The organism is Peribacillus sp. NPDC058075 (genome assembly GCF_042885195.1).
In the GTDB taxonomy this organism is placed as follows: domain Bacteria; phylum Bacillota; class Bacilli; order Bacillales; family DSM-1321; genus Peribacillus.
Genome location: NZ_JBHVSL010000002.1, coordinates 394,964 through 419,137 on the forward strand (window position 1 = coordinate 394,964; position 24,174 = coordinate 419,137).

23 protein-coding genes are annotated in these 24,174 nt (G+C 42.3%); 1 reads left to right on the top strand and 22 read right to left on the bottom strand.

All coding sequences use genetic code 11. The features are described 5' to 3' along the window. Positions 1–6: 6 nt before the first annotated feature. The 21 genes from ACFVS1_RS19630 to ACFVS1_RS19730 all read right to left on the bottom strand — a co-directional run bounded on the left by ACFVS1_RS19630 (position 7) and on the right by ACFVS1_RS19730 (position 21,409). Complete coding sequence (locus tag ACFVS1_RS19630) at positions 7–2,235, bottom strand: S8 family serine peptidase (protein ID WP_387549871.1); 2,229 nt, start codon at positions 2,233–2,235, stop codon at positions 7–9. 82 nt (positions 2,236–2,317) lie between these two features. Further along, positions 2,318–3,460: a non-hydrolyzing UDP-N-acetylglucosamine 2-epimerase gene (gene wecB, locus ACFVS1_RS19635; protein WP_387549873.1), complete on the bottom strand. Its 1,143-nt coding sequence runs from the start codon at positions 3,458–3,460 to the stop codon at positions 2,318–2,320. A gap of 23 nt (positions 3,461–3,483) precedes the next feature. Beyond that, positions 3,484–4,113: a uracil phosphoribosyltransferase gene (gene upp / locus ACFVS1_RS19640; RefSeq protein ID WP_101223839.1), complete on the bottom strand. Its 630-nt coding sequence runs from the start codon at positions 4,111–4,113 to the stop codon at positions 3,484–3,486. Between the two features lie 237 nt (positions 4,114–4,350). Continuing rightward, on the bottom strand, positions 4,351–5,592 hold the full coding sequence (locus tag ACFVS1_RS19645) for a serine hydroxymethyltransferase (RefSeq protein WP_053536892.1): 1,242 nt from the start codon (positions 5,590–5,592) through the stop codon (positions 4,351–4,353). Positions 5,593–5,962: 370 nt separating this feature from the next. Beyond that, complete coding sequence (locus tag ACFVS1_RS19650) at positions 5,963–6,556, bottom strand: TIGR01440 family protein (protein ID WP_352924066.1); 594 nt, start codon at positions 6,554–6,556, stop codon at positions 5,963–5,965. A 72-nt stretch (positions 6,557–6,628) separates the two neighbouring features. After that, positions 6,629–7,075 (bottom strand): ribose 5-phosphate isomerase B, encoded by a 447-nt coding sequence (gene rpiB, locus ACFVS1_RS19655; protein ID WP_352924068.1) that lies wholly within the window; start codon positions 7,073–7,075, stop codon positions 6,629–6,631. Between the two features lie 374 nt (positions 7,076–7,449). After that, the gene (locus tag ACFVS1_RS19660) at positions 7,450–7,893 is read right to left on the bottom strand and encodes a low molecular weight protein arginine phosphatase (RefSeq protein ID WP_352924070.1); all 444 of its coding nucleotides are present in this window, start codon (positions 7,891–7,893) and stop codon (positions 7,450–7,452) included. Positions 7,894–8,037: 144 nt separating this feature from the next. Next, positions 8,038–8,604, bottom strand: coding sequence for a manganese efflux pump MntP (locus ACFVS1_RS19665; protein WP_352924072.1), 567 nt, complete (start codon positions 8,602–8,604; stop codon positions 8,038–8,040). A 72-nt stretch (positions 8,605–8,676) separates the two neighbouring features. Continuing rightward, the gene (locus ACFVS1_RS19670) at positions 8,677–9,729 is read right to left on the bottom strand and encodes an L-threonylcarbamoyladenylate synthase (protein ID WP_387549877.1); all 1,053 of its coding nucleotides are present in this window, start codon (positions 9,727–9,729) and stop codon (positions 8,677–8,679) included. A 286-nt stretch (positions 9,730–10,015) separates the two neighbouring features. After that, positions 10,016–10,951 carry a stage II sporulation protein R gene (spoIIR, locus tag ACFVS1_RS19675; protein WP_387549879.1) on the bottom strand — a complete coding sequence of 312 codons (936 nt, stop codon included), beginning with the start codon at positions 10,949–10,951 and terminating at the stop codon, positions 10,016–10,018. A gap of 151 nt (positions 10,952–11,102) precedes the next feature. Next, positions 11,103–11,972, bottom strand: a complete 870-nt coding sequence (gene prmC / locus ACFVS1_RS19680; protein WP_387549881.1) for a peptide chain release factor N(5)-glutamine methyltransferase — start codon at positions 11,970–11,972, stop codon at positions 11,103–11,105. Further along, positions 11,965–13,035, bottom strand: a complete 1,071-nt coding sequence (gene prfA, locus ACFVS1_RS19685) for a peptide chain release factor 1 (RefSeq protein ID WP_352924080.1) — start codon at positions 13,033–13,035, stop codon at positions 11,965–11,967. Before prfA ends, prmC begins: the two co-directional genes overlap by 8 nt. A 159-nt stretch (positions 13,036–13,194) precedes the next feature. Beyond that, entirely contained in the window at positions 13,195–13,650 is a 456-nt protein-coding gene (locus ACFVS1_RS19690; protein WP_387549883.1) for a hypothetical protein, read from the bottom strand. A 188-nt stretch (positions 13,651–13,838) separates the two neighbouring features. Continuing rightward, positions 13,839–14,444, bottom strand: coding sequence for a thymidine kinase (locus tag ACFVS1_RS19695; protein ID WP_352924084.1), 606 nt, complete (start codon positions 14,442–14,444; stop codon positions 13,839–13,841). Between the two features lie 138 nt (positions 14,445–14,582). Next, complete coding sequence (gene rpmE, locus ACFVS1_RS19700; RefSeq protein WP_034315847.1) at positions 14,583–14,783, bottom strand: 50S ribosomal protein L31; 201 nt, start codon at positions 14,781–14,783, stop codon at positions 14,583–14,585. 149 nt (positions 14,784–14,932) lie between these two features. Then, entirely contained in the window at positions 14,933–16,222 is a 1,290-nt protein-coding gene (gene rho, locus ACFVS1_RS19705; RefSeq protein WP_387549886.1) for a transcription termination factor Rho, read from the bottom strand. A 318-nt stretch (positions 16,223–16,540) separates the two neighbouring features. Next, entirely contained in the window at positions 16,541–17,503 is a 963-nt protein-coding gene (glpX, locus tag ACFVS1_RS19710) for a class II fructose-bisphosphatase (RefSeq protein WP_387549888.1), read from the bottom strand. Positions 17,504–17,602: 99 nt separating this feature from the next. Then, positions 17,603–18,886, bottom strand: coding sequence for a UDP-N-acetylglucosamine 1-carboxyvinyltransferase (locus tag ACFVS1_RS19715; protein ID WP_352924087.1), 1,284 nt, complete (start codon positions 18,884–18,886; stop codon positions 17,603–17,605). Between the two features lie 208 nt (positions 18,887–19,094). Then, positions 19,095–19,745: a fructose-6-phosphate aldolase gene (fsa, locus tag ACFVS1_RS19720; protein WP_098370202.1), complete on the bottom strand. Its 651-nt coding sequence runs from the start codon at positions 19,743–19,745 to the stop codon at positions 19,095–19,097. Positions 19,746–19,932: 187 nt separating this feature from the next. After that, positions 19,933–20,790 (bottom strand): class II fructose-bisphosphate aldolase, encoded by an 858-nt coding sequence (locus tag ACFVS1_RS19725; protein ID WP_352924089.1) that lies wholly within the window; start codon positions 20,788–20,790, stop codon positions 19,933–19,935. A 247-nt stretch (positions 20,791–21,037) separates the two neighbouring features. Continuing rightward, positions 21,038–21,409 (bottom strand): response regulator, encoded by a 372-nt coding sequence (locus tag ACFVS1_RS19730; RefSeq protein WP_034315860.1) that lies wholly within the window; start codon positions 21,407–21,409, stop codon positions 21,038–21,040. 300 nt (positions 21,410–21,709) lie between these two features. On the opposite strand from ACFVS1_RS19730, the gene ACFVS1_RS19735 reads away from it, so the two are divergent. Then, positions 21,710–22,237 carry a DUF2529 domain-containing protein gene (locus ACFVS1_RS19735; RefSeq protein WP_352924091.1) on the top strand — a complete coding sequence of 176 codons (528 nt, stop codon included), beginning with the start codon at positions 21,710–21,712 and terminating at the stop codon, positions 22,235–22,237. A 47-nt stretch (positions 22,238–22,284) separates the two neighbouring features. Here the strand turns inward: ACFVS1_RS19735 and ACFVS1_RS19740 are convergent, their stop codons facing one another. After that, the gene (locus ACFVS1_RS19740) at positions 22,285–23,892 is read right to left on the bottom strand and encodes a CTP synthase (protein WP_101223854.1); all 1,608 of its coding nucleotides are present in this window, start codon (positions 23,890–23,892) and stop codon (positions 22,285–22,287) included. Positions 23,893–24,174: the final 282 nt, after the last annotated feature.

The following is a 24,174-nucleotide window of genomic DNA, read 5'->3' on the forward strand; positions in this document are numbered from 1 at the left end:
CTCTGTTCACTCAATAAGTAACGTCTTTTCTATCCGATCTTCCCTTCCGTCCCTTCTCGCAAAGATTATCGCTTTATATACTCCTTTAGGCGGCAAGTCCTTTTTCAATACATTTTTTTTGATCAAACCGGAAGGTGCCGATCTCGACCAATCCAAATATCCAGCGAATTTCAAGCTATCTTCGTCATAAAGGGCAATACCGAATTCTTCAGCCCCACGCGGAAGATACATTTCGTATCGATATGTGCCTTCCTGGTCCCCAGGACCAAAATCAAATCCCATTATCCTTGGATAATCAGGCTCTTCTTTTACATATAAATAAGGAAGTGATATTCTTTTGGTTCCTTCCATTATAGTGAGGTACCCATCAAAGACTCCCCTTTTAAGCTCGGCTGGGTTGACCTGAAGCCCCACTTTAATCTCTTTCTTTTCCTTCGGTTTCAAAGTAAGGGATTTCGGCAATTCCCAAGTGAGTCCCGTCTCTTTTAATGGGACCATGAATGAGTACTTCCTCATTTCCATTCCGGTATTTTCTATGACTATGGTTTCATGATGCTCTTCAATTCCTTCTTTTTTTGTATACATCCCAAAGGACAATGAGCTTGGATTCAAGAGCGTGTCCGCTTTTAACGCTTCGTCGACCTGGATGCGCCCAGCCCCCTGTTCATATGTGTGATACAATTGATTTGCCGCTTTCCTCAATGGCTTGGAAGTGCTCATCAATGCAGATTTTACCTGATCAGGAGTCCACTCCGGGTGTTTTTGCAGGATTAAGGCGCATGCTCCTGCAACATGCGGCGCGGACATACTTGTTCCATCCAGGGACATATACCCTTTAGGAATGGTGCTTTCAATTTCCACTCCAGGTGCCAATACGTCAGGCTTTATTCCCCATGATACGGTTACCGGTCCCCTTGAGCTAAAATCCGCGAGCCTGTCCTGCTCGTTCTTATAAACAAATTGAACGGTTTTGCTCTGCCCTTGCTCCATGATTTGCTTAAGCTGCAATCCATCTCTTCTATTAATAGAAGCAGCTGGGATATTCATTCCTTTTTCCAAGCTTCCAGTAAAGGTCCCGCTCGTATTATTAAAAACAATTACCCCCTTCGCACCTGCCTTTTCTGCATTGGATACTTTCTGCTGGAAGGTAAGAGTGCCACGTTCCATCAAAACAATCTTATCCCGAACATGTTTCAGGTCTTTTTCATTACCCAATCCCCCAAATATGACATCCTCGGAAAACGTCAGGTTCCATTTTTTAGAGCCTTGAAACAAGGTTAAATGCGATTGATGCTTTTTTGATCCAAGTCCGTAAATCATATATGGAACCCTTAAGGGTGGAGTCGAAGCCCCAACGGAAATCGCTTTTTCCGCTGTACCGGGTGAACCGACGGTCCATACAGCCGGACCGGAATTCCCATTCGATGTCACGGCAACGATGCCGCTTTCCACAGCCTTATTCAACGCAAGGGAGATAGGTAAATCAGGGCCATTGACGTTATTGCCAAGGGAGAGGTTCAATACATCCACCTTATCCTTCATGGCTGACTCAATGGCCGTCAATACTTGATCCGTATCTCCTGCTCCGCCTGGTCCCAAAGCTCGATATGCAAATATCTCCGCCTCTGGTGCTACACCTTTCATTTTTCCATTGGCTGCAATGATGCCTGCCACATGAGTACCGTGTAATGTATCCAGTTCGCCTTGATTTTTGGTTTCCATCGGGTCTTCATCACCATCAACCAGATCCTTCCCGCCTTTATAAGCCCGTTGCAAATCTGGATGTGTATAATCGATGCCAGTATCGATTATTCCTACTTTTACCCCTTTCCCGGTTATCCGGTGATTCTCCTTATCAAAGAAACCCCTGACCCTGCCTCCTCCTATGTATGGGACACTTTCATCCAACACAGCTTGATAAACGGATACTTCCGTTACAGCCTGAATTTCGTCCTCCTTTTTAAGTTGTTCTATCTCATTCATTTTCCCATGAAGGGAAAATCCATTCAGGGCAACCGAATAAACATTCCGTAATTGAAGGGATGGATATTTTTCAAGCAGTTTTTCGATCTTTTTTCTTTGAAACGCCTTATCCATCGTGACAACAACCGTTACGTCCTTAGATTCCGATAGTTTTGGTAAAGGCGGCAGATTGACGGATGCCAGTCCCTTTTCATTTTGATAAATAAATACAAAAAGGAAAACAAACACTAGAAACGTTTTCTTTTCCAACATAATCATCCCCTTAGCAGTTATCTTTTCTCAACAAACTTGGAGTATGCAAATAAAAAAGGAAAAGCGCATGGCTTTTCCTTTTTTATGAGTCAAATTTAGTTGGTGGCATATTTACTTGCTTAAAATAGTAACGGATGGCTTCTGCTATGCGGACCGAAGCGTTTCCGTCCCCATATGGATTTGAAGCTTTGGACATTTTTTCGTGAACCTCTTGATCCGTGAGCAATTCATGCGCCAAATTATAAATGGTTTGTTCATCAGTACCCGCCAATCTTAAGGTTCCAGCCGCTATTCCCTCAGGACGTTCAGTCGTATCCCTTAAAACGAGGACAGGCACACCAAGTGACGGTGCCTCTTCCTGGATTCCTCCAGAATCAGTCAAAATCAGATAGGCCCTTGAAGCGAAGTTATGGAAATCCAAAACATCCAGCGGCTCGATCAAATGAACCCGGGGATCGTCGCCGAGAATTTCATTCGCCAATTCCTGAACAAGAGGATTTAAATGAACAGGATATACCACTTGAACATCATCATGCTCAGCACTGATTCTTTTCACGGCCCTGAAGATATTTCTCATGGGTTCACCCAGATTCTCCCTGCGATGGGCGGTAAGCAAAATGAGCCTGTCTTCTCCAAGTCCATCTAAAACCGGATGGGAATACGTGGACCTTACAGTCGTTTTTAAAGCATCGGTTGCCGTATTTCCCGTTACGAAAATATTATCCTTCTTGTTTTCGTTAAGCAGATTCTCCTCCGCTTTCGAAGTCGGCGCAAAATGCAAATCCGCCATCGTACCGGTAAGCTGTCGATTCATCTCTTCCGGATAGGGGGAATACTTATTCCAGGTGCGCAGCCCTGCTTCTACATGCCCAATGACAATCTGGTTATAAAAAGCAGCCAGACTTGCGACGAACGTTGTGGTTGTATCTCCATGTACAAGAACGATATCAGGCTTAGCTTCCTTCATTACGGAATCAAGACCATTTAATGCTCTTGTTGTAATGTCAGCAAGCGTTTGCCTTTCCTTCATTATGTCCAAGTCATAATCCGGATGAATGGAAAATAGTTCGAGAACTTGATCTAACATTTGGCGATGCTGAGCCGTAACAGCAACGATCGGCTTGAAATGTTCTGGGTGTTTTTGAAATTCGAGTACTAAGGGAGCCATTTTGACAGCTTCTGGTCTCGTCCCGAAAATGGTCATGACTTTTATCGGTTTGTTCATTCGTGACACCTCAGCTTCTTTCTTTATTTTGTGCCGAATAAACGATCTCCTGCGTCTCCAAGACCTGGAACGATATAACCATGTTCATTCAGTTTTTCGTCAAGGCCAGCAATATAAATATCAACATCAGGATGGGCTTCTTTTAATGCGTCCACACCCTCTGGAGCTGCAATCAAACACATGAATTTAATATTCACTGCACCGCGCTTTTTAATGGAATGGATCGCTTCGATGGCTGATCCGCCGGTGGCTAACATCGGGTCAACGACAATGCATTCCCTTTCAGCCAAATCACTTGGCATTTTTGCATAATATTCAACAGGTTTCAATGTTTCAGGATCACGGTAAAGACCAACATGCCCGACCTTTGCAGCAGGAATCAGCTTAATGATTCCATCCACCATCCCTATACCTGCACGTAAAATCGGGACGATTCCGACTTTTTTACCAGAAAGCATTTTCACTTTCGCCGTGCTTACAGGCGTTTGGATTTCCACCTCTTCCAGCGGCATATCCCTCGTAATTTCAAATGCCATCAATGAAGCGACTTCATCCACTAGTTCACGGAATTCTTTTGTTCCTGTATTTATATCACGTATATAGGCTAATTTGTGTTGAATTAACGGGTGATCGAAAACATAAACTTTTCCCATTTAGCATCTCTCCAATTCCATCGCTTAGTTTTGCGCTTTTTTATGATTTCCCTATTTGAATAGAAAAATTTTCGTGTCTTTTTAAATTCACTTCAACCTATTTTACAGAAAAATGTTTCAATCTTCAATAAAGGTTTAGATGTCAGACCTATTTTCACAATTCGGATTCTTCTCACATTCTGACTTCCATAAGGTTCAAAAAAACCGCTCCCTATAGAAGGGAGCGGCTAAAGAATATTACAATGAAGGATATAATTCAAATTTATTCGCTAATGATTCAACACGCTGTTTTGCTTCTTCAAGTTTAGCTGCATCCTCATTATTTTTCAGGACAAGTCCGATGATTGCCGCTATTTCATCCATGTCTTCCAATCCGAAGCCACGTGATGTCACTGCCGCAGTCCCAATACGAATACCACTTGTAACGAATGGTTTTTCCGGGTCATAAGGAATCGCATTTTTGTTAACGGTAATACCGATTTCATCCAAAACATGCTCTGCGATTTTTCCCGTTAATCCAGTAGAGCGCACATCAAGAAGAATCAAGTGATTGTCCGTTCCATCAGAAACAAGGGTGAACCCTTCTTTCTTCAAACCTTCGCCCAAACGTTTAGCATTGTCGATGATTTGTTGTGCATACACTTTAAAATCATCTTGAAGCGCTTCTCCGAATGCAACAGCCTTAGCGGATATTACATGCATCAATGGACCGCCTTGAATTCCAGGGAAGATGGATTTATCGATCTTCTTACCGAATTCTTCTTTACAGATGATCATTCCGCCGCGTGGTCCGCGAAGTGTTTTATGAGTAGTTGTCGTTACAAAGTCAGCATAAGGTATTGGACTTTGGTGTAATCCAGCCGCAACCAAACCTGCGATATGCGCCATATCGACCATTAAATAAGCACCGACTTCATCTGCAATTTCACGGAATCGCTTGAAATCAATTTCCCGTGGATATGCACTTGCACCCGCTACGATCAATTTAGGTTTGTGTTGACGCGCTTTTTCCAATACATCATTGTAATCGATACGGTGATCTTTTTCGTCTACACCATATTCAACGAAATTGTAGTTAACACCACTGAAGTTAACTGGACTTCCATGAGTTAAATGACCTCCATGCGAAAGGTTCATTCCAAGCACTGTGTCTCCAGTTTGAAGAACAGTAAAGTAAACAGCCATATTGGCTTGAGCTCCAGAGTGAGGCTGTACGTTCACATACTCCCCGCCGAAAATTTCTTTCGCACGCTCACGTGCTAGATCTTCAACGATATCTACATACTCACATCCGCCATAGTAACGTTTTCCAGGGTATCCTTCTGCATACTTATTAGTCAAGACCGATCCTTGCGCTTCCATGACAGCTTCACTCACGAAGTTTTCAGAAGCAATAAGCTCAATTTTACTTCTTTGACGCCCTAATTCCAGTTGAATTGCGTTAAACACTTGCTCATCTTGCTTTGCTAAACGATTCATTCCGTAATTCCTCCTCAAATTGTGCGTGATTCGCTTTTTAGTATTTATGTGCAACATGCCTTCAAAAAAGCATGAAAAAGCCTTACCAATAGTTATTAGAAAATTCTACTCCATTTTAACATGTCTAATTTAGAAGTGATAGTCTATTTTTATCGAACATTAAATGTTTTTACATTTAAAAACGTTCGTATTTGACACAAAAATCATGGTGAATAGCCCTTTCACCCTATATTTAATGAGCGAAATCTCTATTCTATTGGCACTACAAAATAAAAATTTTTCTTGTTTACCTTATCTTGAGCTATACGATTTTGCTCAGATTCTATTAAAAAACAGCATTCCCCATCCGAGAAATGCTGTCTCACTTACCTTAAGTACAACTCTTGTTTTCAGAGATGTCCTGATAAACGGCCCGTTCCCCGCCAATCAGTTTCGGGCGGGTTTTTGCCATGGTCACATGAGCATGCCCTATTTCTTTAATGGCAGAGCGAATTGGAACCGCCACATGCTTCAGGTGCATGCCAATGAAGGTGTCCCCAATGTCTATCCCCGCATCCGCTTTAATATGTTCAACAACGACAGCATCTTTCCATTGCTGATAGGCATACGTCGCCATCGATCCCCCAGCTGTTCTTACAGGTACAACAGAAACTTCTTCATAATCATGTCGAACCGCGGTTTCCCTTTGCAAAACCAATGCCCTGTTTAGATGCTCACAACATTGATATGCAACCTGAACACCCGTTTTTTCTTGAAAATCCCTCACTACGGAAAAAATCATCCCCGCAACATCGAGCGTCCCTTCAGTACCGATTCTTTTCCCGATCACTTCACTTGTACTGCAGCCGATTACCAGCAGCTGTTTCTCTTTTAATGCCGTCTGTTCTTGAAACTCATGTAAAAGCTCCCGAAACTGGTTTTCCCATATCTCAAGCTCATTTGAAACTGTAGCATCACTTGTCATGAAAACGCATCCTTTCAATAAGAAAACTTGCTTTCAAAAGAAAAGGGGTCTCTCTAAAAAAAAACATAAGCATTAGCTGTGTTTACCTTCATACTCCGTGATCTTACCGATCCTGTTTTGATGACGTCCGCCTTCAAACTCCGAAGTCAGCCATGTTTGTGCAATTTCCCTGGCCAGACCCGGGCCAATGACGCGTTCTCCCATCGCTAACATATTGGTATCATTATGCTGGCGGGTCAACTTCGCACTATAGACATCATGAACCAAAGCACACCGAATTCCTTTGACCTTATTAGCAGTAATGCTCATTCCGATTCCAGTTCCACAGATTAAAATGCCCCGATCGAACTCACCGCGTGCCACTTTTTCAGCAACCGGCAAGGCATAATCAGGATAATCCACCGAAGTAGTGCATTCACAGCCAAAGTCCTCAAATGGAATCTGTAACTCATTCATTAAATTCTTTATTTCTTCACGGATATGTATACCACCATGATCCGAAGCAATAGCAACTTTCATCATAATCCTCCTCTAGCATTTTCTATTGATATTATTGTGTCACAAAATTATGAAAAGATAAAGGATGTCCATCTTTTATCCCCCTCAAAGAAGCAGGAAACCGCCTTGGGTTTCCTGCTGTAAAATGTCAAGTGTGAAGCGGGTAAGGGTCCTGCTTCACTTTTTCGCTTGCACTTTAGCTGCCATTGCCGATTTTCCGACATTTTCCATGACTAGGGCTTGTTCGCTTGTCAGCTGTCACTTCTTCCGCTCCAGCAGATGTTTCTTCTGCAATAGCAGCCACTTCTTATGCTGCCTTGATCATACACTTTCCAATTGACAGTCAACAAGCTTAGTAATATCTTTTACTGCAGAGACCACATTATGTACCCTGTTTACTGTTTAAACCTTAAGACCAACTCTTCAATTAATTCCTGCAGCTCCCTGAACGTTTCCCGATAAATCCCTTCAGAACCACCAAACGGATCTATTATGTCTTTATCAAATTTATCGTCAATAATGAATTCTTTTAAAGTAAAAGTCTTATCGGTCATCTGGGGATATGCACGGGTAATGACCGATTTATGTCCTTCCGTCATGGTGAAAATGTGAGTCGCCCATTCCATTTCCTTCTCGGATAAAGGCGTTGAATGATGATTATGAACGATGCCATTTTCAATCAATACATTTTTAGCATGCGTCGAAGCATCCTGGCCTGATGAAGCATACACGCCAGCGGACTTCACTTCAACGCCCGCAATATTCTTATTTTTCAATATCGCCTCTGCCATCGGGCTTCTGCATGTGTTGCCTGTACATACAAATAATACTCGGATCATGTATGACGCCTCCTTTTTTATTCATTATAAGCTATCGGCCGTTTATTATAGTCAAAAAAATCACTCTCATCATGTCTTAGGAAAAAATAAAACCGCCCCGGTAACCGGAACAGTTGAGGAAGGATAGATATGAGGCCAAGCGGCTCAAAAAGAGAACAATAATTTTAATCCAAACGCACATAGGATGCTTCCGCCAAGAATCTCACTATACACGCCAAGCAAACCCTGCATTTTTCTACCCAGCAAAAGTCCAGCCCACGTTAATAGGGTGGCAGCAAACCCAAAGCAAAGTATGGTTAAAATCGTTTTTGCACCGTAAATCCCCAGGGTTAATCCTACCGAGAAGCTGTCCAGGCTTACCCCTAAGGCAAAAATGAATAGACCTTTCCCGACAGGAGCCAGCATCTTATTTTCCCTGACACCAGCTCCATCCTTTTTACCAGGGATAAACATCTGTATACCAAGAATGATCAACAATAGACCGCCGGCGTAAGTAGCGAAGGTCCCGAATTTTTCAGAAATGAAACGGCCTGCCCCCATTCCAAGCAAGGGCATCCAAATATGAAAAAAGCCAACTGTCAGCCCTATAAAAAGAATTTGCCTCAACCTTAGCTTAAACATTCCCATTCCAAGGCCGACTGAAAAGGCATCCATTCCCAACGCGAATGCCATTAGCAATAAGGTGATGATTTCTCCAGCAAATGTATTCATTCCAATCCTCCCTCGGACGTGCCTACTACATGTTATGCATGTCCGAAAAGAAATAGAAGAATAAATCAGTCCTTATTGCACATGTTCCTTGATGATTTGATGACCTGCAGCCTTCTCAAGCCGGTTCATGATCGCAGCTCCTATTCCATGGTCAGGAAACATCTCACTAAAAATGACATCGACCTCCAGCTCATCAAACTGTCTTAAAGCATCATATAAGCCTGTCGCAACAGTATGTAAATCAGCTAATGAACCTGGGACAACCACATAATCCGCCTTATAATCCTGTTGATGCTCATAAGCCGTTATGATGCCCACCTTTAACCCGTCTCTTCTTCTTTCATCCACAAGCTTCTGAAGGAATGAATGATTACCCTTGACTAAATATAGAGGGGCCTTCGGAGCATAGTGGGTATATTTCATGCCCGGGGCTTTTGGCGCCGTTTCCTGATTCTTCAAAGCGACATCTTGCCGGACTTCCCCTATTACAGCTTCCAACTGTTCCAGGGTCACTCCGCCGGGCCTTAATATAACAGGGACTTCAACAGTGCAATCAAGTACGGTGGATTCTACGCCGACACCCGTAGTCCCTCCATCGACTATGCCTGCAATCCGGCCCATCAAGTCATCTTCAACATGTTTAGCTGAAGTGGGACTTGGTTTCCCGGAAGTATTTGCACTTGGAGCCGCAATGGGCAAATCACTCGCACGAATAAGGCCGAGGGCAACCTGGTGATCCGGCATCCTGACAGCCACCGTGTCCAATCCAGCTGTCACAAGATTTGATAACTGGCCCGGTTTTCGTTTCATGATCAAAGTCAAAGGACCCGGCCAAAACTCTGCCATTAGCTTCCGGGCCTGTTCCGGAATCTCTTCTACAATACCTGACAACTGCTCTTCTGAGGCTATATGAACGATTAAAGGATTATCACTCGGACGCCCCTTTGCTTCGAACACTTTTTTGACCGCCTCGTCATTTTTGGCATTCGCACCTAGTCCATAAACCGTCTCTGTAGGAAAAGCAACCACTTGGTTAGCCTTTAATAATTCAGCTGATTGTGTAATCTGGGGATAACTTTGTAAATTATCCACATTTTTATCCACTGACCAAATTTTCGTTTTCATCTTGAACATCATCGCCTTTTAACATTTCTTATTTTATATAATCGCTTTAATATGAACGATATTTTCAATTTAACGTACTAATTTCACTTAAAAGATACTTTGAAAGTATAAAAGAAGTATACACATAATTCAAGTGTTATCCACAAATTGGGGATAACCATATCGAATCCGTGGATAAGTTTGTGGATATTAATGATTAATGACAGATTTTTTTGATTTTTTGTTAATAACCCTGTGGATATGTTTTTATAATTATCTGAAAGTAAAAAAGGGACACTGCCCCCTTTTAAAATAGATCATTGAAGATTTCTGCAAACAAGGACTTCACTTCCACCTCAGGCTCCTTTTCCCCTTCATATAATTGTTGACCTTGTTCATTGGATGCCGCAAGTTCCTCCTTGTTTTCTTCAGCATTCCCATCACTGACTTCCTCTGCCACTTGTTCCTTATCTTTTACTACTTTCACTTCTTCTTTTACCTCTTGCTCTACAACCTCTTCTTTTACCGTTTCTTCTGTTACTTCCTCTTTTACGCTCTCCTCCATTACCTCTTCTTCAACTTCTTCCTCGGGCCCTTTTTCCTTTTCAGCCAACACTTCTTCTTCAATTTCTCCCTCTGCAACAGGTTCACCCTCTTCATTCGTTGCAGCATACGCTGTCCCATCCGAAGCCAGGGATCCTTCATCCTCTTCCTCGACAATCGGACTTTGACTTACAGCCGTCCCATTTGAAAAATCCAAGAAACATAATGGCGGAAATAGAACACACCACCAATTAGCGCCTTCCCCATCACCAAGTGTGATAATCACTGCTTCATAATCCCCTGCCGGATATAAATACTGCCCGTATAGTTTTGTCGGAAATTCCGCTTGTCCAAAATCGACTTTAACGGACTGCTCCAAACCCTGTTCCTTTATAACTGCCTCAGCCGTCGCTTGGATATCCGGCAGATGCGAGGTGATCACATCCCTGGCTTCATCCAAAGAAGTAAGCTCCTCGACCCACTTTGTGATATCTTCATTTACCTCATCCCTAATAAGCCGTTTAACCGCTTGATCCTTTTCTGCATCACTATTAGCAAGTATCCGCAGACGGATCGCCTCATCCGGGATCACCTTCGTATCTTCTGCACCGACCATCTCCGCTTTAGGCATATATATACTTACGATCGTTCCAATAGTTAAGATTAATAGATAGATAATGGCTAAATGTTTTGTTTTCATCGCCTTCGCCCCCTCACATGAATTAGTCTCACCATTTTCCAGCTATCTTAAACTAGTAAAAATAAAAAAAGTTGATAGCTGGAAATATAGATTCCAAAGGATAATGAGGATGGTGCCCATAAAAAAATCCGTCTCACAAAAGGGAGACGGATCACTTTAATGCAGCAAAGACCATTCGATCTTTTTCATTTATGTCATTTACAATGGATACTTCTGCGGCAGGAAAGGTTCGCGCCAATAAATCAGCAACCGCCTTACCCTGTCCAGTGCCCACTTCAAAACCGATCAGCCCAGGCACCTTCATGATCAAAGGTAACTGCTCCATAAAGCGGCGGTAAAAATCCAGCCCATCGATTCCTGCAAATAATGCACGATGAGGTTCATGTCCTGTGACGACTACTGACATGGATTTTTGATCATCATCTGGTATATATGGCGGATTCGATAAAAGGATGTCCACCTTCTGGTTCATGTTCATGAAAGGCAAAAGCAAATCACCTTGCATGAACTGCACTTCGGCACCAAGTGATACCGCATTTTTCCTCGCCACCTCAAGCGATGGTTCCGCTATGTCCGTTGCCGTCACCAACAGGTTTGATTTTTCAAGTTTCATCGTTATGGCGATTGCGCCGCTGCCGGTCCCAATATCAGCTAAATGAAGCTTCTGCCCCTCCATAAAAACGGCCGGGAGTTTACGTAATGTATAATAAATCAATTCTTCTGTTTCAGGTCTCGGTATGAGCACTTCTTCATTAACAAAGAAGGTCCGTCCATAAAATTCTTCACTGCCGATTATATATTGGATGGGCGTTCCCTCAGCATGCAGCTCGATCGCGGCCTTAAATTGCCCAAAATCCGCTTCACTAAGTTCATCATGAAGGTTGGCCAGCATTTGGGAGCGAGTTTGTTTTAAAAAGTGCTGTAACAGGATTTCCCCAGCATTGGCATCACGATCATTTTCCTTTAAAAAAGAAGAAGCCCATTTAAGGGCTTCAAAAACTTTCACGGCAGAATTACTCATCTGCATTTTCCAGCCTTGAAGATTGGTCTTCCATGATTAATGCATCAAACACTTCATCCAGTTTACCTTCCATGATTTGATCCAGTTTTTGAATCGTTAAACCGATGCGGTGGTCGGTAACACGGTTTTGCGGGAAGTTATAAGTGCGGATCCTTTCAGATCGATCGCCCGTTCCAACGGCAAGCTTCCTGTTTTGATCATATTCCGCCTGTATTTCGCGATTGATTTTATCGAACACCCTGGCACGCAAAACCTTCATTGCTTTTTCTTTGTTCTTGATTTGTGATTTTTCATCTTGACAGGATACAACCGTATTCGTCGGAATATGAGTCAAGCGCACCGCTGACATTGTCGTATTGACACTTTGCCCACCAGGACCGCTTGATGCAAAGGTATCGACACGAATATCCTTATCATGGATTTCAACTTCCACTTCCTCAGCTTCAGGTAAAACGGCAACTGTGGCTGTGGATGTATGAATCCGCCCGCCTGATTCCGTTTCAGGTACTCGCTGAACGCGATGTGCTCCATTTTCGAATTTCAACTTTGAATAAGCTCCATTGCCATTAATCATGAATATGATTTCCTTATAGCCGCCAAGCCCAGTAGGATTTGCTTCAATGACTTCAGTCCGCCAGCCCTGCACCTCGGCAAAACGGCTATACATCCGGTATAGACTACCTGCAAATAAGGCCGCCTCATCTCCGCCAGCCGCTCCGCGGATCTCCATGATTACGTTTTTATCATCGTTGGGGTCTTTCGGAATAAGCAATATTTTCAGCTTATCCTCAAGGCCTTGTATGGTCTCATCAAGTTCATTGATCTCTTCTTTTACCATTTCACGCATTTCCGCATCAAGCTTCTCCTCAAGCATCGCCTTCGCTTCCTGGAGTTGCTCACGAACCGCCTTATATTCTTTATAAGTCGAAGCAGTCTCTTGTATACTGGATTGCTCCTTAGAATATTCCCTTAGCTTCTTGGAGTCATTAATGATCTCCGGGTCACTTAATAGTTCATTCAATCTTTCATATCTATCTTCTACTGCTTGCAATCGATCAAACAAATTATTCACCTCATAAATTTTCCAAAACATCTGAAACGAATTGGAAGTAATCCATCTTTTCTAACTATAAATAAGTAGCTCAGTGCCCCAGCTCAGTTCACTTCTAGGTTAATTATAGTATAGGTGAATAATCAACGTCAAAGAGATTCAAAAATGTCGTTATTTCTTTAATTTTACATCTATATTATATTGAGGCACAGCCCTGTTTATAATGCTTTGTATTCGCTGCATTTCCTTATGTCTCTCTTTTTCCGTCTTGATTTTGCCTTTATCATGGACCGTAACATGTATGGTATTTCCATTAAACCAAACGGAGCCCGCCTCATAATTGGTTTCCGATTCAATGGCCCCGCGGATATCATCAATTTGCTGCCCCATGGATGGTGAATTATTGGATGTATGATGCGGTGTATTGAGGATTTGATCTGATGGCCGTTCCGCTTCATTGTCCCAATCATTATTGGATACACGTTTTAAACCATTGCCAACAAAATCCTTGCCATCCCGGGATTGATCCCCATATTCCGAATCATTATTTATCGCATTGTCATTTTGACCGCATGCCGTTAGTGCAGCAAGTAAAAAGGCTGTCATGATAAGCAGTTTTGATTTCATATTTTTTCCCTCCATTTTGACTGGTTAAGAAGAACATTTCCTCGTTAGCCTACCCAAAATGGGGCAATATTTATCTTTTATTTCGCTTCCATGTATTTGTCATACCACTTGAATAAGCCCACCTTTTATTATTATTCCCAACAAAAAAAAGCACCCTACGACCACATTGGATCATAGGGCACCATCATTCAAATACGTTCTTTAATCCCAACAGGCTGCTTACCCGGAACTTCGTGATGATGGCGGCAGCGGGGCTCGTATGATTCCGATGCACCCACAAGGATGATCGGCTCATCATAGGAGGCCGGCTCCCCATCTATCAAGCGCTGTGTCCTGCTCGCAGGTGATCCGCACACTTCACACACAGCCTGCAGCTTAGTCACCGATTCTGCCAGCGATAATAGAACAGGCATAGGACCGAATGGTTCACCTCGGAAATCTTGATCGAGTCCAGCCATAATCACTCGATAACCGCTGTCCGCAAGATGCTGGGCAACCCCGATAATTTCATGATCAAAAAATTGCACTTCATCTATTGCAATGATATCCAGGGGCTTGTCCAAATACTTAAAGATATCCGTTGAATGGGCAATCGGTTTTGCCATCACAGAAGAGCCATTGTGTGATACGACAGCCTCTTCCGCATAGCGATTATCAATAGCTGGTTTAAATACAGCTATTTGCTCTTTAGCAAATTGAGCACGGCTGACTCGTTTAATCAATTCCTCGGATTTACCCGAAAACATGCTTCCGCAAATAAGCTCGATCCAGCCTGTTTGTTTCATTAGATACATGGAAACAGCTACTCCCTTCCACCTGTCGATCCCTTGGCCATAATTGAAGTCGACCCGGCTTTATATAAATTCTTACTTGTTTATGGAAAAGAAAAAACAGGCAAGAAAAATACTTGCCTGTTTTTTAAAAAGTCCGGCTTATTTAATACCGTATTTTTTGTTGAAACGATCAACACGTCCGCCAGCTTCAGCGAATTTTTGACGACCAGTGTAGAATGGATGGCATTCTGAACAAGTCTCAACTTTGATCTCTTCTTTAACTGAACCAGTTTCAAAAGTGTTTCCGCAAGAGCAAATTACTTTTGAAAGCTTATAATTTGGATGAATTCCAGTTTTCATTCTTTTCAGCTCCTTATGCCCTGAATCATTCGAAACAGAGTTATATACTTCAAGTTGAGGGAAAAACACCCTCACATTTATTGTAAAAACACATGAACTCATTATAACAACTTAATACTAGTTGTGCAACTGTTTGTTTCTTACAGGGCTTAAGAACGTTTTACGCTCGCCGGCCCCTTTTTCATTTCTGACATCTCTTCATCCAGCTTACTGAAAAATTCTTCATTACCCTTTGTCAGTTTTAGACGGCGAAGGAATTTCTCCGAGAAATCAGGCGAATCCGACATCGTTTTCCTGATGGCCCATAGTTTATCCAGGCGATCTTTCGGAATTAACAATTCTTCTTTACGAGTGCCTGAGCGGCGAATATCAATTGCCGGGAAGATGCGTCTTTCGGCAAGGGCACGATCTAAATGCAGCTCCATATTACCCGTACCTTTAAATTCTTCATAAATGACATCGTCCATTCTTGAACCCGTATCTACCAATGCTGTAGCAAGGATCGTCAGGCTGCCGCCTTCCTCGATATTCCTCGCCGCTCCGAAAAAGCGTTTTGGACGGTGGAATGCAGCAGGGTCAATCCCCCCTGATAATGTACGTCCGCTCGGCGGAATGACAAGGTTGTAAGCACGGGCAAGTCGAGTGATGCTGTCCATTAAAATGATTACATCACGTTTATGCTCCACAAGGCGCATGGCTCGTTCTAACACTAGCTCAGCTACCTTGATATGGTTTTCCGGCACTTCATCGAACGTTGAACTTACCACGTCCCCAGCAACGGAACGTTCAATGTCAGTCACTTCTTCCGGACGTTCATCAATCAACAGCACAATCAATTCCGATTCAGGATGGTTTGTGGTTATCGCATTGGCAATTTCCTTGATGAGCATCGTTTTACCGGCTTTTGGCGGTGCGACGATCAGCCCACGCTGTCCAAAACCGACCGGTGCCAGGACATCCATAATCCTGGTTGATAAGTTCTTCGGTGTCGTTTCCAGTTTAATTTGCCTATTTGGATACAGCGGTGTTAAACCTGGAAAGTGGACACGCTCTTTTGCAGATTCCGGATTATCACCATTGACTGCTTCAACATGCAGCAATCCATAATAGCGCTCATTTTCTTTTGGAGGCCTTACCTTACCGGACACTTTATCTCCATTTCGCAAATCGAATCTGCGGATCTGTGAAGCAGAAATATAAATATCCTCCGAGCTTGGAGAATAATTAATTGGACGCAGGAAACCGAAGCCCTCTGAAGGGATGATTTCTAAAACGCCCTCCATGAATAGGAGACCATCCTGCTCAGCTTGTGCTTTCAGGATAGCGAAAATAAGTTCCTTTTTTGAAAGTTTGCTGTAATAGGAAACTTTATATTCACGCGCGTGCTCATAGAGATCCTTTAGTTTCATGTTTTCTAAATTAGAAATAGTTAAATTCATTATGACACCACACTTTTATTAATTAAACGTTTTCACCCATACTGAAAAAGAAATGGTTTGTTAGATGGAAGAAAAACCGCAATCCATGTACCCGACCAGAGTTTTCTTAGAAAGGATGATACATTTTTACATGTAAAGAAGAAAATTAATTGAAGGCTTCTTGAAGTTTGGAGTGAAAGGGCAGATTTTTAATTATTAATAGTAGACCAAGCTTTATTTTACTTTTTTTATTTTAATTATTCAACTTAAATTTTTTAAAAGAGAAAGCGAGCGATGAAACCGCTCGCTTTTTAAAAGTGATTTTTCTAAAAAACGCTATCAGTCAATCAAACCATTCGGTTTAATCTTAAGACTGTGACGACCATCAATGAAACGAACGGTACCAGATTTAGCACGCATGACTACGGATTGTGTTTCTCCGTAATTCCCTTTAAATTGTACACCGCGTAAAAGTTCTCCATCAGTCACACCTGTTGCTGCAAAAATTGCATCATCTCCGCGAACAAGGTCTTCCATTCTGAGGACTCTTCCTAAATCAAGGCCCATTTTTCCACAGCGTTCCACTTCTTCATCACTTTGAGGAACGAGCTTGCCTTGAATTTCCCCTCCAAGGCATTTCAAGGCAACGGCTGCAATAACTCCTTCTGGAGCTCCGCCAGATCCGAATAAGATGTCAACACCGGTAAGATCGAAGGCAGTATTTATGGCTCCCGCTACATCTCCATCGTTGATCAACTTGATACGTGCCCCTGCCTCACGAAGTTCATGAATGATCTTCGAATGACGATCGCGGTTCAATACTGTTGCAACCACGTCTTGAATATCTTTATTTTTTGCCTTGGCTACCGCTTTCAGGTTGTCCAACACGGAGGCATTGATATCAATCTGACCAACAGCCTCTGGTCCGACAGCTATTTTATCCATATACATATCCGGGGCATGAAGCAAGTTCCCCTTATCAGCTATCGCCAATACAGCCAAAGCATTCCAGCCGCCTGATGCAACGATGTTCGTTCCTTCTAATGGATCAACCGCAACATCCACTAGTGGCCCAAGACCGGTACCAAGTTTTTCGCCAATATAAAGCATTGGCGCTTCATCCATTTCCCCTTCACCGATTACAACCGTTCCTTGCATGGGAATAGTATTGAAAACATCCCGCATTGCAGTTGTTGCTGCATCATCTGCTTCGTCTTTCTTTCCTCTTCCCATCCAACGAGCTGAATTTAGGGCCGCCGCCTCTGTTACGCGGACAAGCTCCATCGATAAACTTCTTTCCATTTCCGGTTCCCCCTCATGTACACTAGCATGATTTATTTACATATTAGTATAACACATTATATCATATATAGTAACACAATGAGGTAACAAGAAAAGGGATCAGCTTTTAAGCTGCTCCACTTCTTCTTGCGTCATTTCTTCACGCCAAATCGTCGCTCCCAAACCGGAAAGTTTTTCAACAAGATGGCTATAACCGCGATCTATATGTTCAAGCCCGGTCACTTCTGTAATCCCTTCAGCCATTAAACCGGCAATTACAAGAGCCGCTCCGGCACGTAAATCGCTTGCCTTCACTTTTGCCCCATGAAGTTGGACAGGACCATCGACGATGCCCGATCTGCCCTCGACCTTTATCTTCGCATTCATGCGTCGCAGTTCATCAATATGCTTAAATCGTGCCCCATATATCGTATCGGTGACCATGCTGGAACCGGTTGCTTTTGTTAAGAGGGAAGTGAATGGTTGCTGAAGATCCGTTGGGAATCCAGGGTAAACCAATGTCTTGATATCAACGGATTTATATTGTTCTCCCGGTGAGACGAATATTTGGTCATCACCCGCTTCAATATTAATCCCCATTTCCCTTAATTTGGAAGTCAATGACTCCAAATGCTGGGGAATGACATTATCAATCAGAATTCCTTCCCCGACAGCAGCCGCTAAAATCATGAAAGTGCCGGCTTCAATCCGATCCGGTATGATTGTATGCTTACATCCATGCAAACTTTCCACACCATCAATACGAATGATATCCGTTCCTGCACCCTTTATTTTCGCTCCCATATTGGTCAACAATGTGGCAACATCGATGATTTCAGGTTCTTTCGCAGCATTTTCTATCACAGTGCGGCCTTTGGCCAAAACGGCGGCAAGCATGATATTGATCGTCGCCCCTACACTAACGACATCCAAATATATGCGTGCTCCCCTTAGCTCGTCCGCCCTAAGGTAAATGGCTCCTTGTTCATTCGTCACTTGTGCGCCCAGTGCTTCAAACCCCTTAATATGCTGATCTATCGGGCGAGGTCCTAAATGGCAGCCGCCAGGCAAGCCGATCACTGCCTTTTTGAATTTACCAAGCATTGCCCCCATTAAATAATAAGAGGCACGTAACTTCTTGACCCTTCCATTGGGAAGGGGCATTGAAATCATCCTGCTGGGGTTGACTGTCATTTCTCCTTCATCGAAGGATACCTCACCGCCAATCTCCTCCATTAACGCTTTCAGCATCTGTACATCCGAGATATCAGGCAGGCCTTCAATCGTTACGGGAGAGTCCGCTAAAATTGTTGCAGGAATAAGGGCAACTGCACTATTTTTTGCTCCACTGACACGAATGCTTCCCTTTAAAGGGTAACCACCGGCAATTTTTAGTTTTTCCATAATAAACTCCCTTCCACGCTAAGCACTTAGAAGCTACTTCCAAAAAGTAATATTTTACCACAAGAAAATTGCATAATCCGACAACATTTACTATCTAGTTCTTTAGTTTACACAAAAGTAAAAAATTCATGTAAAAAAAGAGAAAAATTTCTAATTTATGTTAATTTTATTTAAACGGTGCAATCTATAGCGACTTAGCGGCAAGGCATTATGCTTCAGTACGTGAATTCCAATCGTTCAAAAAGGCTTCAATTCCTTTATCCGTTAATGGATGGTGGAATAATTGCAGTAAAACTTTATAAGGAATCGTTGCAATATGTGCCCCTTTAAGAGCCGCTTCAGTTATATGCATCGGATGGCGGATGGAAGCTGCAATGATCTCGGCATTGATATCATGAATCGCAAAAATGTCAGCAATATCCGAAATTAAATCCAAACCATTTTGGCCGATGTCATCCAAGCGACCTAAAAATGGCGATACATAAGTTGCTCCTGCCCTAGCTGCCAATAATGCTTGGTTTGCACTGAAAATAAGGGTGACATTTGTTTTGACACCTTGTTTTGTAAGTGCTGAAACAGCCTTCAAGCCGTCCGGAGTCATTGGCACTTTAATCGTGATATTCGGTGCAATCGCAACTAGTTCCTTGGCTTCGGCCATCATTCCTTCAAAATCAAGAGCAATGACTTCAGCAGAAACGGATTCCTTAACGAGGCTTGTGATTTCTTTTAGCCGGTCATGGAAAGAAACTCCCTTTTCCCTAGCAACAAGGGACGGGTTAGTCGTAACACCTGCTAAAACGCCAAGTTCATGAGCTTGTTTGATTTCTTCCATGTTTGCTGTATCTATAAAGAATTTCATAAAATATCCTCCGTATGTAATCGATTTTTATTTCCCTATATGCACCTGAATTCTAATTGTTCGAAAAATAGAGCCCGGATTCAGCCCCGCATCTAAAAGAAACCATTAGGGGGGAGCCCCCCCAATGGGAATATTGCCTTTATCATCTTACATTTAAAGGGATGGAACCCTTATGTTACGTTTGAATTTATGCTTTGCCGTTTGAACCGAATTCACGTATTTTGCCGATGACTGTTTCTTTGATCGCTTCACGGCCAGGAACGATGTATTTACGAGGATCGTACACTTCAGAATCGTTATTCAGAATTTCACGAACCGCTTTTGTGAATACAATTTGATTTTCCGTATTCACATTGATTTTTGATGTTCCAAGCGATATCGCTTTTTGGATATCTTTCGTAGGGATGCCTGTACCACCATGAAGAACAAGAGGTTTATTCGTTAAATCCCGCACTTCTTCCATTTCTTTATACCCAAGGTTAGGTTCACCTTTGTATGGTCCGTGAACGGATCCCAAAGCTGGAGCAAAGCAGTCGACATTTGTTTCTTTAACCAACTGTTCACATTCTTGAGGGTCTGCATATACGACTCCATCAGCAATTACATCATCTTCTTGTCCGCCAACCGTGCCCACTTCCGCTTCAACGGAAACATTGCGTGCGTGAGCGAATTCGACAACCTTCTTGGTTGTTTCGATATTTTCTTCGATTGGATGATGTGAAGCATCGATCATTACTGAAGTGAATCCCGCTTCGATCGCTTCCTTACATTTATCAAAACTTGAACCATGGTCAAGGTGAATGGCCACAGGAACAGTGATTTTCATGTCTTCCAACAATCCTTGAACCATCATCACAGTCGTTTTAAAACCACCCATATGGCGGGCAGCACCTTCGGAAACACCAAGGATGACTGGAGATTTTTCTTGTTCTGCAGCAGCTAGAATAGCTTGAGTCCATTCAAGGTTGTTGATATTGAATTGACCTACTGCATATTTTTCATCAAGGGCTTTATTCAGCATATCTTTCATAGAAACTAAAGGCATTTGATTTCCTCCTACTAGTGGGTGTTAAGATTTTTAAAGTTAATTCTTTCTAGATATTCCCTAAAACGAAAGTAGCATACGCTTATAAATCAGAATATCTCTCCTCTTTTAGCATATCAATACATCAAAAAAACAGCAACAAATACACTATACCGAGCCGCAAATTTTATTCCAAAAAAACACGGCCCATCTAAAAAAAGACAGCCGCAGCAATGACTCCAACAGTAATATTAAATTTTCAAGACCGTTAACTTGATTGAATCGGTAAGTATTCACGAACGGCTTTTCTAATATCATCAATATCAAACGGCTTTGCAAAGTGTGTCATTGCACCTAAATCCTTTGCTTCTTGAATCATATCAAGTTCACCATATGCCGTCATGATGATTACCCGGATGTCCGGATCGACGACTTTCATCCTTTTCAAGATCTCAATGCCATCCATTCCCGGAATCTTCATATCCAGCAATACAAGATCAGGAGAATGATTGTTTAGCACTTCCAAGGCTTGAATGCCATTAGCGGCTTGAAATGTTTCATACCCTTCTTTATGTAAAACCTCGTTCAATAAAATACGTATCCCGAATTGATCATCAACAATCAATATTTTCCCTGGCATTTTATCACCACTCTCCTTCCTGATTCATCCTTTTAATATATTGGCCTTTACTGCCATATTACCCGAAAAAGGGTAGTTACATAGATTGCGCCATATGACTTTTAGGTCCAACCCATTTATTGTTCATATTCGATAATTGTAACAAAATTCCTGCTGTATGGCTAAGAGGAATTTTAATTTTTTTGTTTTTTCGACCGATTTAGTAAATTCCGCCCTTCCGGATCAAAATCCCTGAAACCTGTCATTGCAAAGGAAAGTCCTTTATAATGGGTATATTATTTTTAAAAGGAGTCCCTGACCATGTTAAAAATTTTTTCGACACAGATAAGCGGTTTATTTAAGAAAATGATTGAAAATGAAGCCTTTGAAATGGAGGATGCCGGACGCTTGCTGGCTCAGGCTGCGGTTGGGGACGGTGCTGTGTACATTCACGGTTTTGGTGAAATGCAGGGTGTCACTGCCGAGGCTTTGGATGGGGCAGAACCCTTTCCGAGGGTAAAAAGATATGAATCCGGAGAAACTATTTCCAGGGAAGATCGATTTCTCATATTCTGCCGTCATTCGGATGATATAGAAGCATTGTTGCTGGCAAAACAACTCAAGGAAAAAGATATCCCATTTGTTGCTGTTTCTACATCCGTCCCTTCTGAAGAAGATTCTCTTTTGGAGTTGGCAGACGTTCATATTGATTTACGTATCCAACGGGGATTAATTCCTGATGAAACCGGAAATCGATATGGGTATCCTACTCTCATTGCCGCTCTTTTCGCTTATTATGGGATTAAATTCACTCTTGAAGAAATCATAAAAGAGTATGAAGAAGAATGATTATTCATCTAAAAAAAAACAGCCACATGGGCTGTTTTTTTTGTTTATTAAAGTTTTTCGCTGCGCTTTAAAGACATACCGACAAAGTCACGGAAAAGCGGCTGCGGACGGTTAGGACGTGACGTGAATTCGGGATGGAATTGAGAAGCCACAAACCAAGGATGATCCTTCAATTCAACGATTTCAACTAGACGGCCATCCGGACTAGTACCGGAGAATATGAATCCAGCCTCTTCCATTGCCTGACGGTAGTGGTTATTGAATTCATAACGGTGACGGTGACGCTCATAAACAACCTCGTCATTATAGGCTTCATATGCTTTGGTTCCTTCGATAAGCTTACATGGATACAGACCAAGACGCAGTGTACCGCCCAAATCTTCTACATCCTTCTGTTCAGGAAGAAGATCGATGATTGGATCTGGAGTATCTTCATTAATTTCAGCTGAATGAGCTTCCGGCAATCCCAGGACGTTACGAGCATACTCAATGGACGCCAGCTGCATGCCTAAGCAAATTCCGAAGAATGGTTTTTTCGTCGTGCGGGCAAATTCGGTCGCTGCAATTTTCCCTTCGATTCCACGATCTCCAAAACCGCCCGGGACAAGTATTCCATCTGCATCTTGCAGAAGTTCAGCAACATTTTCTTTTGTTACGTCTTCGGAATTTACCCAGTCGATTTCAACATCTGCATCAAATGCGTATCCTGCATGCTTAAGTGCTTCCACTACAGATAGATAAGCATCTTGCAATTCTACATATTTTCCGACTAAAGCGATTTTTGTTTTCTTTGATAAAGAAGTAACCTTTTTGACTAGTTCCTTCCAATCTTCCATATCCGCTTCGCCGCAGTCCAATTGCAAGTGATCACAAACGATTTGGTCCATATTTTGTGCTTGAAGCGCAAGAGGGATGGAGTAAAGAGTATCCGCATCAAGACATTCGATAACGGAATTTTTATCGATGTCGCAGAATAAAGCGATTTTATCCTTCATATCTTGTGAAATTGGACTTTCTGTACGTGCAACGATGATATTCGGCTGAATACCTAGACTGCGTAATTCTTTTACACTATGCTGTGTCGGTTTTGTTTTCATTTCACCAGCAGCTTTGATGTAAGGAACCAGTGTACAGTGGATATACATAACATTATTGATGCCGATATCACTCTTGATTTGGCGAATCGCCTCAAGGAATGGAAGAGACTCGATATCCCCTACAGTACCGCCGATTTCAGTGATGACTATATCGGCATTCGTTTCATTGCCTGAACGGAAAACCCGTTCTTTAATTTCATTCGTGATATGCGGAATGACTTGAACTGTTCCACCTAGATAATCGCCACGGCGTTCTTTTCTCAGGACCGTTGAATAAATTCTGCCTGTAGTCACATTGCTGTGTTTGCCAAGGTTGATATCAATGAAACGCTCATAGTGCCCCAAATCCAAATCCGTTTCAGCACCATCATCCGTTACAAACACTTCACCGTGTTGGTATGGACTCATCGTACCTGGATCCAAGTTGATATAAGGGTCAAACTTCTGGATCGTAACATTCAAACCCCTATTTTTTAATAATCTACCTAAAGAAGCGGCCGTTATCCCTTTTCCCAAGGAAGAAACTACTCCACCTGTCACAAAAATATATTTTGTCATTTTATATCCTCCTATAGAATGTTTTCTTCCAATTCTGTTCTTCACATCATTAAATCGGAACTGAATCAAATCTTCCGCCACATGAGCGGTTAAAAGCTAAAAACCGTAAACCAGTACAAACCATTAATCACTTAAAGGTCTTTAGTGAGAGTCATGCAGGATACATGAACAAGAATAAATTTCCTTAAATGACAGTAAACATAACTATGTTCTCTATAGTTTTTACAATTCTACGAGAAATCATTTTTAAAAATAAAAAAATGATGTCATTTATTCATTCCA

Excerpts from the sequence above, each read along its gene's own strand:
- ACFVS1_RS19630 (WP_387549871.1), bottom strand. The coding sequence starts at position 2,235 with ATGTTGGAAAAGAAAACGTTTCTAGTGTTTGTTTTCCTTTTTGTATTT.
- wecB (WP_387549873.1), bottom strand. The coding sequence starts at position 3,460 with ATGAACAAACCGATAAAAGTCATGACCATTTTCGGGACGAGACCAGAA.
- upp (WP_101223839.1), bottom strand. The coding sequence starts at position 4,113 with ATGGGAAAAGTTTATGTTTTCGATCACCCGTTAATTCAACACAAATTA.
- ACFVS1_RS19645 (WP_053536892.1), bottom strand. The coding sequence starts at position 5,592 with ATGAATCGTTTAGCAAAGCAAGATGAGCAAGTGTTTAACGCAATTCAA.
- ACFVS1_RS19650 (WP_352924066.1), bottom strand. The coding sequence starts at position 6,556 with ATGACAAGTGATGCTACAGTTTCAAATGAGCTTGAGATATGGGAAAAC.
- rpiB (WP_352924068.1), bottom strand. The coding sequence starts at position 7,075 with ATGAAAGTTGCTATTGCTTCGGATCATGGTGGTATACATATCCGTGAA.
- ACFVS1_RS19660 (WP_352924070.1), bottom strand. The coding sequence starts at position 7,893 with ATGATCCGAGTATTATTTGTATGTACAGGCAACACATGCAGAAGCCCG.
- ACFVS1_RS19665 (WP_352924072.1), bottom strand. The coding sequence starts at position 8,604 with ATGAATACATTTGCTGGAGAAATCATCACCTTATTGCTAATGGCATTC.
- ACFVS1_RS19670 (WP_387549877.1), bottom strand. The coding sequence starts at position 9,729 with ATGAAAACGAAAATTTGGTCAGTGGATAAAAATGTGGATAATTTACAA.
- spoIIR (WP_387549879.1), bottom strand. The coding sequence starts at position 10,951 with ATGAAAACAAAACATTTAGCCATTATCTATCTATTAATCTTAACTATT.
- prmC (WP_387549881.1), bottom strand. The coding sequence starts at position 11,972 with ATGAGTAATTCTGCCGTGAAAGTTTTTGAAGCCCTTAAATGGGCTTCT.
- ACFVS1_RS19690 (WP_387549883.1), bottom strand. The coding sequence starts at position 13,650 with ATGAAATCAAAACTGCTTATCATGACAGCCTTTTTACTTGCTGCACTA.
- ACFVS1_RS19695 (WP_352924084.1), bottom strand. The coding sequence starts at position 14,444 with ATGTATCTAATGAAACAAACAGGCTGGATCGAGCTTATTTGCGGAAGC.
- rpmE (WP_034315847.1), bottom strand. The coding sequence starts at position 14,783 with ATGAAAACTGGAATTCATCCAAATTATAAGCTTTCAAAAGTAATTTGC.
- rho (WP_387549886.1), bottom strand. The coding sequence starts at position 16,222 with ATGAATTTAACTATTTCTAATTTAGAAAACATGAAACTAAAGGATCTC.
- glpX (WP_387549888.1), bottom strand. The coding sequence starts at position 17,503 with ATGGAAAGAAGTTTATCGATGGAGCTTGTCCGCGTAACAGAGGCGGCG.
- ACFVS1_RS19715 (WP_352924087.1), bottom strand. The coding sequence starts at position 18,886 with ATGGAAAAACTAAAAATTGCCGGTGGTTACCCTTTAAAGGGAAGCATT.
- fsa (WP_098370202.1), bottom strand. The coding sequence starts at position 19,745 with ATGAAATTCTTTATAGATACAGCAAACATGGAAGAAATCAAACAAGCT.
- ACFVS1_RS19725 (WP_352924089.1), bottom strand. The coding sequence starts at position 20,790 with ATGCCTTTAGTTTCTATGAAAGATATGCTGAATAAAGCCCTTGATGAA.
- ACFVS1_RS19730 (WP_034315860.1), bottom strand. The coding sequence starts at position 21,409 with ATGCCAGGGAAAATATTGATTGTTGATGATCAATTCGGGATACGTATT.
- ACFVS1_RS19735 (WP_352924091.1), top strand. The coding sequence starts at position 21,710 with ATGTTAAAAATTTTTTCGACACAGATAAGCGGTTTATTTAAGAAAATG.
- ACFVS1_RS19740 (WP_101223854.1), bottom strand. The coding sequence starts at position 23,892 with ATGACAAAATATATTTTTGTGACAGGTGGAGTAGTTTCTTCCTTGGGA.